Below are 13,860 nucleotides of genomic sequence, written 5' to 3' on the forward strand. Positions count from 1 at the left end.
GAACGGAACGCATGGTTGCTATTAGTTTCAGCTCAACTAGTCTTTCCTACAACTGTTTACCTTCAAAGAACTCTTTTTCAAGAATGGAGTAATAGAACTGATCCGTCCACTCTCCCTTCCAAAAAAGCTCTTCTTTAAAAACAGCTTCTTGGGTCATACCGATATGCTCCATAAGAGCTGCAGATCGAGCATTTTGCGAATTGCACATACCAACCACTTTATGCGCGTGCAGTTGTTCAAAAGCAAATTTCAAAAGGAGCTTAGCAGCCTCACTTCCGTATCCCTGTCCGCAATGTTGAGGAAGGATCGCAAATCCCAATTCCCAACTCTTCCTGTAGTCGATATAACTCCACACTTGAGCAAGTCCGATTGGAGTTCTATTCCGATCATTCACTAAACGAACGATAAAATCATAGCTTGTTGTTTCGCTTCCCTCATTGATTTTGTCCAGATAGTTGCTTCGAACAACTTGTTCGTCGGACGGTACTGATTCTTCAAACTGCCATAAATCTCGATCGCATTCAATCCTGCATATAAAATCCAAGTCATCGTTTGTGATTCTAGATAAGATTACGTGTTCTCCATAGATCTCCATTGGCTTGGATGGTTTATTCCCTTCTAAGTCATTCAGGAACGAAAAACCCACCTTCGGCGCTTAACCTTTGGGTGGGTTTTTACTTTTTCTTGTTGTTATTATTAATGTATGTTAAAAGAGCAAGAATGAACGATCCAAACAGAAACATCGAGCGTTGGAGTCAGCTTCACAGCTGCAAAGCCCTCCTCTGTTTCGATCAATTCCCCAACGAAATAGGCATGCATTTTATATTCGGCCAGAAGTAACCTTTTATCATCACTTAAATTGAATTGAATAAGTGTTCCTGCGCATCTTGCTCTGTTTTATATTGCTCTACCAACATGCCGACGATGACAAGTATGCGTATGATCATGATAACGTGCCCTTTAATTCTCTCAGTCTTAACAAAATTTGAGCTGCATGCCCTTTTATACATACGCTGATAAATAACCCTTCGTTAAATCGATCCCCGCGAATATAACTGGTCATTAATTTTCTAAGGGTTTCCAGATCGGCGTTCATGATGCTGGTATCCATATTGTTATCTAAGTTCCTATAGATCTCGTTCTCCATTAACCAGTCGCTCCAGTTAAATACCATTAAGAAGCCGACATCATCTAACGCTTTACGAAAACTTCCAATTTTCTCACTTTCGCACATGTATCCATTTACTTCATGGTAAAAAACGGACCCAGGATCCTGGAAATATTCGAGGAATTGGAGTAATCGATCCACGTCTGCGGAGGTTAAGTCTGCGTCATACGGCATTCAATCACCTCACTGATTCTAATTAATCCCTGCACAGGGTTCCCACGCACCTATGGATCCCCCCCTGAGAGCACTAGTTCTACTAGCGCCCTATCGGAGCTTTCCTAGCCTCGAATGTAATCATCTGATCCGCTTTAACGGGTTTATTCAACCATGCATAGTCAGCCGATTTCGTGATCTCTTCATAACCCTGCTTCTCTAGCATGAGTTCAAATTCGTGATATCCATACCAACTTAGAGGAAACCGTTGCAGCTCGGTCTGAATCAGATTCCCTTCCTTCCACTTTTCATATTTCATAATCGACACAGTATTCTGCTCCAGCAGATTCATTTCCGTGATTCTTTCTTCTAATATGATCACTTCATGATCAGAAGTTTCCCAAGTTCTAGTAGAGGCATGATTCGCTTCGATATCAGTAGGAATAAACAAATCCATAATTAATCTGCCACCAGGTTTCAGATGAGAATAAAAATGATGCAGTGCCGCGACTGCCTGCTCCCGACCCTCCACTAATTGGAAAGATCCGGCGGGAATGATAATGGCTTCATATGAATCCGTCAATGCAAAGTTATGCATTTCGTCTTCATACAGTTTAGTTGCAAGACCCAATTCCTCGACTCGTCTTCTGCAAGAATCCAGCATGGCTGCTGAGTTATCGACACCTTCCATATCGATCCCCGCTTGAAGCAACGGAATTAACACCCTGCCTGATCCACAGCCGACTTCCAGGACTTTTCCTTTTACGTCCTTCAGACGCTCTAAATAATACTCCACGTCGCCAAACGAGAAACCTAATGGTTTACTCAGATCATACACTTCCGTACACAGCTCTCCGTACAAACTATACATAGGATAAAACTCTCCAATCTATATGTATTTTTTCGCTGTTAATGCCCTCTAAATCAGTATCATTACACTTCTCTTTTCTCATCCGGTCGATAGAGGATTCTTTGGTAATCCCAATCTTTAGTATCCATATCGCCTAGATACATTCTCTCATGCTCAGGTACTCGTTCATATTTCTCTCTAAGTTTTTCTCTGTAAAACTCGATGGGATTTTCTAAATATGAATAATAAGCATCCCTGCATTCTTCGAGCGCTGTTTTCTCTCCATTCAGTTTCTTGTGAAGATCCATGAATTCCTTATGTTTCTCCTCGATCTCTGCCGCATACAGCGGTTCAGATAATGTAACCTCTCCAAGTCCGGCCATGCGAATAGGCAATTCCCTATCAAAGGTAGTAAACAAAGTCCCGTCCTGAAACCAAACGTTTGCTTCGTCAAGATGGCACTGGACGTCTTGAGGCAGGTTGTAGATCATGACTTGACCGTCCTGGTAAACATTCAGATGAACTAAATAGTTCGCACCTTCGTATTTCATGAAAATGTTGAAGCCGTCACCCTCCACCGTCTGATAGAACAGTTCGCTTTTTACATAAAAATCAGTGGGACGGGGGGAATGGGCCACTCTTCTGGCTTCCCATTGCTTCTGCTCCCGCTCTGAAATTTCATATATATTCACGAATTCCGGATTCAAGAGCCGAATGGTCTGCTCAATGTGCTCATAGTAGCTTTCTTGATTAAATCTCCAGTTCGCTTCCTTCACTTGGAACGCACCCAGGCCATGTATAGACAGATTTTGGCCAACCGGTACGACAGGCGTCAGCCAGTTGGAGTCGATCTTGTTTTTTAAGCCTTTAAGGTCAACAAGTTCCCAGCAATTCGTCATGCCATCATCATAAATATCTACATCAATATAAAAGTACTGCCCTCCGTTGCAAATCATCCCCGGGATGGTTGTACCTTCAACGATTTTGGATCTTCTAATTGTTTTTATAGCAATCACCTTTTCGATTATAGTTAATGATGCTTCCGTCTATTGCGAGCCTGGTGGCTAAACAGGATCGTAAAGTTTGAACCTGTAATCCGCATGTTAGGTGAAGCGATTAGAATCTATTTCTTTAGAGGCATTCCTTACATCATATAAGAGAGCCACAGGAAGAACTATACCATTTATATTTATAAACAATCTCTACCTAAAACGATTCCCAAGGCACATTCAAGACCCTGTTGTTCTTCTTCGCATCGTAGCGAATGGAGTCATATTTAACGCTTGGGTTTTTAATCGATAATGATTGATTGATCTATATACCTAATATGCTAATGACCTTGTGATTCTGCAGTTGAAGCGCGATCCAGTCCACGAATTCCTGCATGAGCCGGATTAATTGATCCATATTCTCTTCCAGGGCCTCGATAAAATCCGTTTCAGACGAAGTAAATATGAAGCCAATATGCTCCTTCAACTCCTCCGCTTGGGGACTGCCTTTCAAGAAAATCAGGGTTTCTTCAAGTCTGTTCACGATCCGCCTCCATCTTTCTGCATCCAATTCATTGAATGCATAGTGGTCGTACGGTTCATATTCTTTTTCAACGGCGCTTTCCAGGTAACCGAAAGTCTCTTCATCCATATAGATCGAATCCACGTTCCAGCACCGATTCCGGTAAGGCCCCGGCAATACCTCTATGTAACATGAACCTTCCAGCTCATCCAGCCTGTATATTTTCATAATACCATCCTTCTTGTTCCTAACATTCTCATTCTATATTACATCCTCATTTCCGTTTGGTAAAAATAGCAAAAGGACTCCCCCGGCTCATGAAAATCATGGCAACAGGAAGTCCCCTATGTGTAGTGCGTTTAAGCTACGCTCTTAAAAAGGCAATGTAATCCGTTATGATCCCCTTGTGTCCTAGATGCCGGAGCATTGTAGTGATATTGCCTCTATGATATGTTCCATGATTTACGACCTGCTGGAGAATCTCCGAAATCGAATTTTGAAATGCTTCCCCCGCAGTGTTGTGATAAGTCACAACCTTCCCCATATCGTGAGCCGACGTTAAATATTCACGATGCTCGGTTTGGAGCTGGCTCATGTATTGACGAGCTGCTTCCATATTTGCAAATGGTCTCGCGACAAGCGACGGAGGACTTTCCTCCTTGATTCGGGCAAACCAAACTTCCTCCGCAGCTGCAAGGTGACCGAGGACTTCCGCGATGGAGTTGAAGCCCAGATTCACTTCCTGGAGAAACACGCCTTCCGGCAAGGATTGCAAATGATTCAAAACTCTTTCGTTCGCCCACATGTGATAGTCGTACAATTGAAGATACGGTTTGTTCATTCTGCTCTCTCCTCTCTTGATCGCTTTATCGGTCGATTGGAATGCACGATATCCTAATACAACATCGATCCCGTCGAAAAAGCCCCCGGATTCTACACACGATATGAGCACAGCAATTGGCTTATATATGGGTATTCTCCATTGGATTCGGTTATCCTTTTTTCAACGCGTTCAGCACCCCATCCACCTCTCATTCTGCAGGTTGGTGGTGCTGCAGGCTTCCCCTCCGTCGAAGCCGCCAAGAGAGTCTGCGGTCGAGGGGCTGGTTGGGAAGCCCGTTGTCCAGCCCCATTGGACCTTGTGATTCTTAGCCTTTCACCTGCAAACTCGCGATCTCTCCTCTTGTCGAGTCGGGGCCGACCTGAATGCGGAACTCGCCGGGCTCCACCACGGGCTTCATGTCAAGGCCGATTAGTTCCAACTGCTCGCTGCCGATGGTGAACGTCACTTCCTGCGTCTCCCCTGCCTTCAAGAATACTTTTCGGAACCCTTTCAGAGCCTTCTCCGGCCGGGTCACGGAGGCGGACAAATCCGAGACGTACAACTGAACGACTTCCACGCCGTCCCGAGCTCCCGAGTTGGTCACGTCGATCCGGACCGTGGCTTCGCCACCTATTGGGATGAACTCCGGCTCGACCGTCAGGTGGCCGTAACGGAATTCCGTATAACTTAACCCGTAGCCGAACGGATATTGGGGCTCCAAATCCGTCTCCAGGTAACGCTTGCCCCGGGTCCGTCTTGCATTATAAGGAATCGGCAGCTGACCGACCTCCTTCGGAATGGACAGCGGCAGCCGACCGGAGGGATTGACGTCGCCGAACAGTACGTCCGCGATCGCGTTGCCTCCCTCCTGGCCGGGATACCAAGCTTCTACGATCGCCGGAATAAACTCGTCGATCCACGGCTCCGTAATCGGCCGTCCGTTAATATAGACGACGACCACCGGCTTGCCAAGCTTATGGATCTCCTTCAGCAACTCCAACTGCACGCCCATCAGCGTCAGGGTCGAGCGGTCAATCCCTTCCCCGCATTCCATATCGCTCTCGGCATGCCCGGTCACGACCGAGGCGCCGGTTCTCAGATCGATGGTGCCCTCCCCGAAATCCCGTGCGCTAGAGCCGCCAAGCACCATCACGATGACATCGGCTTGCTCGGCGCACGCCAGCGCCCGAGGAAACCCTTCCCTTGAATCGCCTTGAATGCGGCAGCCCGGCGCATACAGAACGCGGCTGTCTCCCAGCCGTCGGCGGATGCCGTCCAGCACCGTCACGATCTCCCCCGACGGCTGAGGGGAGGTATAATCGCCAAGCTGATTATACGGCGCATGGGCGTTGGGGCCAATGACGGCAATCGTTCCGACACTCGGACCCAGAGGCAGCATGTTCCCCTCGTTCTTCAGGAGCACGATTCCTTCAGCCGCTGCTTGGTAGGCCAGTGCGATATGCTCTTTGCAGCCTATGACCTGCTCTGCCCAGGCTGGATCCATATAAGGCCGATCAAAGAGACCCAGCCGAAACTTCAGTTCCAACACGCGGCCGGCTGCCTTATTCAGATCGTCTTCGGTGATCAGCCCTTGCTCCAGCGCTTGGTGAAGATGTGCCCTGAACATGGTCCCGGACATCTCCATGTCGACACCAGCTTTTAGCGACTGGGCTGCCGCTTCCACGCCATTTCCGGCCGTATTATGACCGCATGCCAACATATGGATAGCGCCGCAATCGGTAATGACGAAGCCGTCGAAGTTCCATGCCTCGCGGAGCACGTCTTGCAGCAGGTACCGGCTGGACGTGCAAGGTACTCCGTCGATTTCGTTGTAGGCCGTCATGACCGACAAGGCTCCCGCTTCAACGGCCTTGCGAAACGGCAGCAGATCGACTTCGTGGAGCTCCCGGAGCCCGATATGCACCGGTGCCCCATTGCGCCCTCCTTCGGAAGCGCCGTAGCCTGCGAAATGCTTCAGCGTAGCCAGCAGGCTGGTATGCGAATCAAGGCGCTCTCCTTGCAGTCCCTGCACGGCGGCAACCGCAAATTCGGCCACCAAATGGGGGTCCTCGCCAAAGGTTTCTTCGGTACGGCCCCAGCGGGGATCCCGTACCACGTCCAGCACCGGCGAATAGGTGGCTGCTCCCCCCTGAGCCCTTGTCTCGGCGGCAACGGCGCGGCTTATGCTGCGGAACAGCTCCGTGTTCCAGGTGCTCCCGATCGTGAGCGGTACGGGGAACACCGTCGCCCCGATCGCCATATGTCCGTGGGAGCATTCTTCCCCGAACAGAATCGGAATCCCCAGTCGAGAGTGCTCCATCGCGTAACGCTGAATCGCATTAACCGCTTCCGCCCCTTCCCGCGGGGACAGTCCGTTCGCCAGCGTCACCCCGGTCCAGGGATCGGCCCGCAGCGTACCGTACAAAGAACCGATTCCTCCCTCCGCAAGCTGCGACTTGAACTCCTCGGTAAGCTTGATCGTACCGTCGTCGTTCTTTATGTAAGCTTTCCAGCCGAACGGCTGGATCAGCTGTCCGATTTTCTCCGCCGCCGTCATCCGCTCCAGCAAGTCCTCGACCCGCCGCGAAACTGGCCATGCAGCGTCCTTGTAGTCCATGGCGCACACCCTTCCTTTTTCCAGTTAAAATCATTCAAAATGATTACATGCAATCGTTCGTTGAATGTTCCCCCATCCTATAGGGGTTCGGGTTTAGGCTCTTTCCCATCGGATTCAACGCCACACCGCCCAAGCAGCAGCCCTTCCGACGTTCCCAATTGAAGAAAAAGGCCCTCCGGCACGATCCGCTCGACCGGAGAACCTCCCTCTATGTGTATCGTGCAGAAGGCCGCGCCGTGACTATCCAGGTCAACAGAAAGAACCCTCTTCCAACCGTTTAAGGGGCGAGTACGCCTCAAGATGGTTGGCTCTTCCGGATCCGTACCTCCTCCGGCCGGTATACGGTCCGCACTTGTCCCCCGGCATCGGTCATGAACATCACGGTCCGCTCCCGTTCCAATTCGAAGGCATAAACCGCCTCGGTTACCGGATCCCTTACCTCAACTTCTGCGCTTGCCCCATGCTCGGAGACGAAGACGTACAAGCTTCCATGCCCGAATGCCAGCTTGCGGCCGTAGATTCCGGGCAGCTCGCCTCCCTTCAGCCATTCCAGCTCAGGCGAAACGGCTGCGGAGCGGATAGCTTCCGCGTACAACGCTTGGATCGGCTCCCAGCGCTCGTTCATCTCGACCGGGAGCGGGCACCAGATGAACCGTCCCGCGCCCAAGATAACCGTGATGGGCGCTAGCGTCCCATCCAACCGGCCCGCCGGGCGATCCACCGCCAGCGCGTTAATCTTCCGTTCGCCGAACGAAACGGCGAAATGCTCTCCCGCCAGTTCCAGCGTTTCTTCCCGAAGAACGTTAGCATGGACGGTTTCGCCGATCTCCTGCTGCAGGCGGTGCGTCGCCGGCCCCCAATACGCATCGGTGCGCAGCGGGCCTGTCCACAGGACCGTGCTCCCTTCCCTTGCCAGGTCGAGGAGCTGATCAAACGCGGCATCGTCGAAATTGTGCGCGCTCGGCACAATGATCAGCTTGGCCGGATAGCGCTTCAGGTCCTCCAACTGGTATTCGCCGATGCCTCGCGGATGGACGTTCATGCCGAACGTCAACGCGCGCATAGCCCTCGTCGTTGCTTCGTATGCCAGCTTGCGGCTGGAAAAATCATTCGAATACGGGTAAACGACGGCGATGTCCTCGAGCTGCCGTTCATCGTCGAACAGGCCGGCTGCTTCCTTCATGAAGCGGCCGAAGTCATAGGACACATCGGCCTCGGGCTTCTGCGTTCCGTCAGCCCGAAGCGCCCCGATGTTGGATTCGTTGGCATTGTCCATGAAGTAGTTAATATTCCAAATCCACTGCACGGCACCCGCGCCCCCGGTCGAAAACGAATACGCGTACTTCCGCTCCAGGATGCTGCGAAGCTCTTCCTCCGTCCGCTTGGCAATGCCGTCCGGACGCTGCACGTGCATGATGCCGGTCTCCTGGATCAGATTCGGCTTGTCCGGCGTTTTCGTAAATATGCCGTCCCAAGCCAGGTGATCGTTCTGCCACCAGGAGTGGACCGTCGTGTAATCGACGGCAGGCCCGTAGAACGAAGGCGACGGGCGCTGGGAGCAGATGCCCTCATCCTGCCCGACCGTTACCAGTTGGCGGGGATCGGAGCGCCGAATGGTGCCGATGAGCTCGGATGCCCACCGATTATGCATGTCCATGGTGAACAGCGTGAAATCGATCCACGGTCCCCACTTCTTCGGCTGCAGCACGCTGTTGAACAGCTTGTCGTCCGGTCTCGGCGCCGGCGCCGAGTCGAAGGACGGAAGCTCGCCAGGCGTCATGTTCCAGCGCTCCTGAAGCAGCGCGAGATCATCCCTGTGGCGCTCCCGGAGCCACTCGGACCAAGCTTGCCGCTCGAACCGGTCCCCTATCGATACCGGCCCCTCGAAGATTCGCTTCGGATCGAACAGCGAAGGCTCATTGATCAGGTCCCAATGCACGTTGGTCGTGCCCCTGTGACGTCCCACGATGGAGGCGACAAAGCGCTTTTGCGCCTCCACCGATCGCGGATCCAGGTACGGGTTCACGCCTTCCCAGGCTTCGGGAGCAAACGAGAAGAACGTAAACGTCACTTCCAGCTCATGCCGCTTGGCCGTCAGGATAAAGGCATCGATCGCCCGCATAACGTCCTCGGCAGCATGACCGTCGGCGTACATGATCATCCGGTACCCCGTCCATATGCCCGTCCGGATCAGGTTGATCCCTGCCCGCTTCATCTCCGCCATATCCGCATCCCAACGCTGCACGTTCGGCAGATGGAGGAATTTGCGTGCGACGTCGGAGGTCATGTACGTCATGCCAACGATCGGAACCGTCCGCCCGCCGCGGTGGAAGTAATCGCGCCCGCATTCCAGCCGCTCTCCCGCCAGCAGCAGCGGACGATCAACGCCCCATACCGCCTGGGTCAGGGTGCGGCGCTCCCCGGAATCGGACTCGGCTTCGCAAACGATCCGGTACAAGCCCGCTTCCAGCCGTACGGGTACGGACAAGCGAAGCTGCTGCAGATCCCGCTGTTCCATGCCGGCTTCCGACTTCTCGTGTCCGGTCCAGACGGTCTCGCCGTCGTCTTCCTTGATAAGACTCACATCAAAATGCCAGGTCTGCGCCGGGGCGGACGTCCGGGATAGCGTCTGCAGTTGGATCGTCAACCGCATCTGCTCGCCCGGCTCGTAAGAGGCATAGTTCGGCTTCAGCCACAGCTCTGTCACGCCTGTTCCCGCGTATTCGGCCAGATCCTTCAGGATGTCCATCCCTTTCGTATCCCAGAACGATGCCCTCAGCTGCTGGTTGATCAGAATCCAGCGGCCCCCCGCGTAATCGCCCTTATGCTGTTCCAGCATGACGACCGGAGCGGACCGCTCTCGTCGATCACGGTCCATGCCGATCAGCAGCGGCGAGATGACGGCGTCCATCGGACCGCATGCCCCCATCTCGGCCGGGATGTCGCTCGCTTTGGTCGGATGCAGCGTCAAGCCCCAGGTCGGCTCGATGCCGAACAGCTCCTCGCGTCCGTGCAGAATCGGAAATTCGGCAGAAGCCTTCAGCTCCCGGACGCGCGATACGTCAACCGCCAGCGCATCATGGATATCCATTCGCTGATGATAAGCCAGCTGCTCGCGTTCGGCATGCCAGCTTCCGTTCAGCTCTCGAATCGGCCTGCGGAAAGGCACGCCACCAGCATGAACCAGACCGCCGCCGGCCTTCAGGTGGGCTTCGATGGCCGCCCAAGCCGCTTTTGGAAAGTACGGCCCGTGCAGATGAACCAGCGCGTCCCAGCCGCCTTCCGTCAGCCGCTCAGCCACGTCCGCGGCACCTGTGACCACCGCCCATTCCCGCAATCGATCCAGTGACTCGGCAGATGGGCGTTCGCCTTCATAAGGAAAATGTTCGTCGTAAAAAACCAGTATTCTCATCGCTTACTCCTTTCTCGTCCGCGGCTGGCCGTCGACGTATACGGATGTTCCGCGCGTCCGAGCCCACTCGGCGATCCGGGAAGGGTCGCCGGTCCAGAGGCGGTTCACTCCCCATTGATTCGTCTGCGGCCGCTCCTCGCATTCGATGCGGATGACCGGGAACAGCTCGGTCGGACGTTCCCGCGGCAGCCCTTCGATCCACAGCACGTCGCCCTCCTGTCGGAACGACAGCTCCTGCCTCGTTGTCAGCAGCGTAACCCGTGATACCGGCGTCACCAAGTCCGCCAGCCTCAGCACCGGCCTCCCATCCCAGAAGCGGATGATGAGATACAGCTTGTTGTCTTTCATCGTCTGCCGCCCATAGGTGATGAACTCCGTGAGGTTCCCGCCGTCGGAGCCGTAGATGGCCTCGCCGTGAACGTCCAGCCACTCCCCGATCTTCAGTGCCCGCTCCACGAAGGCCGGCGGAAGCTGTCCGTCGGGCTGCGGTCCGACGTTAAGCAGAAGATTGCCCCCCACGGTCCCCCCTTTTTCCGCGCACTCGCACAGCATGTCGAGCAGAACGTCGGCCGGACGCCATCGTTCGCCGTTCGTATACCCCCACAACCGCCACGTTGTTACCTGGCTGGATTCCCACAGCCGCTTCTGATCCGGAACGATGACATGCTCCGGCGAGCCGAAATCGCCCAGCACCTCAGAATCGCCCGAGCCGCCGCCGCCGTCCGCATGCAGTTTCTCCTCCTCGGACAACCCAAGGCGGTTGTTGACCAGGATGTCCGGCTGAATCGACTTCATCCGTTCCACCAGCTTGATGCTTTCCAGGTCCTCCGCGGTTCGCGGCCAGACCCCGTCAAAAAAGAAATGATCGATGCGCCCGTATTTCGTGACCAGCTCTTCCACTTGGGCATGCAAATACTGCTTCATTGTCTCCCAGCCCTCGGGATCCTTCTCCGGTCCGTCGAAGTAAGCCGGGATCCGCCAATCGATCCAGGAGTAATATAAGCCGACCCGAAGCCCCTGGGCTCGGAACGCATCGGTAAATTCGCGCACCAGATCCCGGCCGGGCGCCTGCTTCGCGCTGGAATAATCCGTCGTGGCCGTATCCCACAAGCAATATCCGTCATGATGCCGCGTTGTTAAGCAGGCATATCTCATCCCCGCCTTGCGCGCGGTGTGCGCCCACAGCTCGGCGTCAAAGAACTCCGGATTCCACTCGCAGGCCTTCTGCGCGTATTCGGCCTGGTCCAAATGCTCCCGGAACAGAACCTGCTCGCCGCGCCCGTATTGGGCATAAGGCCCGAAATGAATAAACATGCCGTACCGGCTTTCCGTAAACCATTGCCAGCCTTCCCGGATGGCTTGTGTTTGCTTGGTCATGAACTACGTCCTCCTTATTCTGCACGGCTCTTGCCGTGCGGCCAGCCTTAATAAAGACTTTCGCTTCTAACTCTTTGAGCAGTCTCAAGGCTTCTTATGACCTTTACTCTAGCCCGGGAATCCCTGTCTTGAACACTTTACTTTTGAGAGAAAACTTTGATTTTGGCCAATATCGGAGAATTGAAGCCGTAAGGCGGCGCCCATGATCACTCCCGAATCCCCTTAGACTCGACTCGAAATTCCTCACGGCCTGCTTCATGGTTCATGCACGAAAAAAAGCAATTCCTCCCCGGCACTAACCGGGAGGAATTGCCCTGTTTAAAAATCATGTTCATTGCCGCCGATCGCGTCTGCACTTACGACTGACCGGCTCTCCACTCATCGAATTGCCGTTTATATTCATCCACGACTTCATCGAGACCGGCGGACTTCATCGCGGCCAGCATTTTATCGTAGGCGTCCTCGTACTTAACGACCCCATGCATGACCGGATAGACGCTGGTCTTCAGCTCTGCGATGCAATTCGCGTACTGGGAAGCGACGTTTGTCGGATCGAAGGTGAAGCCGATCGTGATGCTGTTCACGGCATCGTCCGCAACTGTCGTACGGCGCTCCAGCCGCGCAGGATCTGTATTCGTCGGGTAACGGTTCATCTCGACGTGGCCGAGCAGCCAGTACGGAAGCTCATAAGCCGGGGAACCGTTCTCGTTCTTGGCCAGATAATCCTTCGTATTCTTACCGGTATCCTTCCAATGGACGTCCTTCACGCCACTCTGTACGAGATCCATGTTCTCCTGACTGCTGTACACCCAATTCAAAAATTGAATGCCGGCCTCCGGATGCGGAGACGTGGCCGAGATCCCGTTGGAATTCCGGATCGCGTAGGATCTGAATTTCGGCTGGTCCGCCAAATAGTAAATATCCAGCTTCGCGTCCGGGAATGTTTGAAGAATGGCGTCGCTCAAACCGACGTCGCCCGGTCGATACAGATAACGCCCGGCAAGCTCCTCCTGATTGATGACCTCCGTCGGTGTCGTAAGCAGATCACTCATGATCAGCCCGCGCTTGTATGCCTCGTTCATGTACAACACGTCTTTTTTGAACTCCTCGGTTTCAAACCAGGACTTCACGTTCCCCTGCTGATCGATGTAAATCATGTTGTCGGCAACGGTAAACGGATAGGTGTCGTAGGTTGTATGCAGGAAGTAGGCTGGCTCCTCGAGCATCTTGATATACACGTTCTTGTTGTCCTGCGGCCAGTTCTTCTGCAGCGTCTCCGCCGCATCCAGCAGCTCCCCCGGTGATGTCGGTGGCTTCAGACCGTTTTTCTCGAGCAGATCGGTGCGGATCGTGAACATGCCATCGTTATAAGCGGTATCCGCCCAGAAATTCGGCACGTACGTGATCTTGCCGTTGATTTTCGACGACTCCCAGATCCAGTCCGGCATGGAAGCTTTCAGCTCGCTGCCATACTGATCCAGCAGATCGTCGATCGGAATGATTCCGCCGCTGCCGGCAAGCACCGTCGGTCCTTTTGTATCGTGCATGATGGCAATCAGCTCGAACTCCTCGCCCGTCGACATCATGAGGTTGGTCTTCTGATCCCATACGTCCCACGCGATGTAAGTCGGTTCATACGTGAGGTTCAGACCGTCGGCCTCCAGCTTCTCGTTGATCGCTTTAACCGCCGTTTCCAAATCCTGCGGCGCGGAGCCCGGAAGCAGATACCGGACCGGCAGCTTGTCCCCTCCGCCGTTCTCGCCGCTCGCCGATTCGTTCTGGCCGCCGGCATCACCCCCGCCGGAGCAGCCTGCGATTACGGATACCATAAATATCGCGGCTAGCCATAATGCTAGCGCTTTCCTTTTTTTCATGTGTGTCTCCCCCTGTCTTCATTTGGTTTGGTCATGCGGTACGATTCCTATCTTAAGGAGACATTAGGGATGAC

Annotated in this window: 11 protein-coding genes; all 11 read right to left on the reverse strand. The window is 53.7% G+C overall.

The genetic code is table 11. The features are described 5' to 3' along the window. Positions 1–46: 46 nt before the first annotated feature. On the reverse strand, positions 47–646 hold the full coding sequence (locus NYE54_RS23585) for a GNAT family N-acetyltransferase (protein WP_339266595.1): 600 nt from the start codon (positions 644–646) through the stop codon (positions 47–49). Between the two features lie 28 nt (positions 647–674). Next, complete coding sequence (locus NYE54_RS23590; protein ID WP_339273631.1) at positions 675–743, reverse strand: putative holin-like toxin; 69 nt, start codon at positions 741–743, stop codon at positions 675–677. Between the two features lie 200 nt (positions 744–943). Next, a complete protein-coding gene (locus tag NYE54_RS23595) occupies positions 944–1,342 on the reverse strand; it encodes a DUF6508 domain-containing protein (protein ID WP_339266597.1) in 399 nt (132 codons plus the stop codon). Between the two features lie 82 nt (positions 1,343–1,424). Then, entirely contained in the window at positions 1,425–2,192 is a 768-nt protein-coding gene (locus tag NYE54_RS23600; protein ID WP_339266599.1) for a class I SAM-dependent methyltransferase, read from the reverse strand. Between the two features lie 62 nt (positions 2,193–2,254). After that, positions 2,255–3,070: a hypothetical protein gene (locus tag NYE54_RS23605; RefSeq protein WP_339266601.1), complete on the reverse strand. Its 816-nt coding sequence runs from the start codon at positions 3,068–3,070 to the stop codon at positions 2,255–2,257. A 415-nt stretch (positions 3,071–3,485) separates the two neighbouring features. Further along, the gene (locus NYE54_RS23610) at positions 3,486–3,911 is read right to left on the reverse strand and encodes a hypothetical protein (protein ID WP_339266603.1); all 426 of its coding nucleotides are present in this window, start codon (positions 3,909–3,911) and stop codon (positions 3,486–3,488) included. Between the two features lie 136 nt (positions 3,912–4,047). Beyond that, a complete protein-coding gene (locus tag NYE54_RS23615) occupies positions 4,048–4,524 on the reverse strand; it encodes a DinB family protein (RefSeq protein WP_339266605.1) in 477 nt (158 codons plus the stop codon). A gap of 307 nt (positions 4,525–4,831) precedes the next feature. Beyond that, complete coding sequence (locus NYE54_RS23620; protein WP_339266607.1) at positions 4,832–7,123, reverse strand: glycoside hydrolase family 3 N-terminal domain-containing protein; 2,292 nt, start codon at positions 7,121–7,123, stop codon at positions 4,832–4,834. Between the two features lie 295 nt (positions 7,124–7,418). Beyond that, complete coding sequence (locus NYE54_RS23625; protein WP_339266609.1) at positions 7,419–10,535, reverse strand: glycoside hydrolase; 3,117 nt, start codon at positions 10,533–10,535, stop codon at positions 7,419–7,421. A gap of 3 nt (positions 10,536–10,538) precedes the next feature. Next, positions 10,539–11,912 (reverse strand): alpha-L-fucosidase, encoded by a 1,374-nt coding sequence (locus NYE54_RS23630; protein ID WP_339266611.1) that lies wholly within the window; start codon positions 11,910–11,912, stop codon positions 10,539–10,541. Positions 11,913–12,268: 356 nt separating this feature from the next. Further along, positions 12,269–13,786 carry a DUF3502 domain-containing protein gene (locus tag NYE54_RS23635; protein WP_339266613.1) on the reverse strand — a complete coding sequence of 506 codons (1,518 nt, stop codon included), beginning with the start codon at positions 13,784–13,786 and terminating at the stop codon, positions 12,269–12,271. Between the last annotated feature and the right edge of the window lie 74 nt (positions 13,787–13,860).

The sequence above is a fragment of the Paenibacillus sp. FSL K6-1330 genome (genome assembly GCF_037976825.1).
In the GTDB taxonomy this organism is placed as follows: Bacteria; Bacillota; Bacilli; order Paenibacillales; family Paenibacillaceae; genus Paenibacillus_AQ.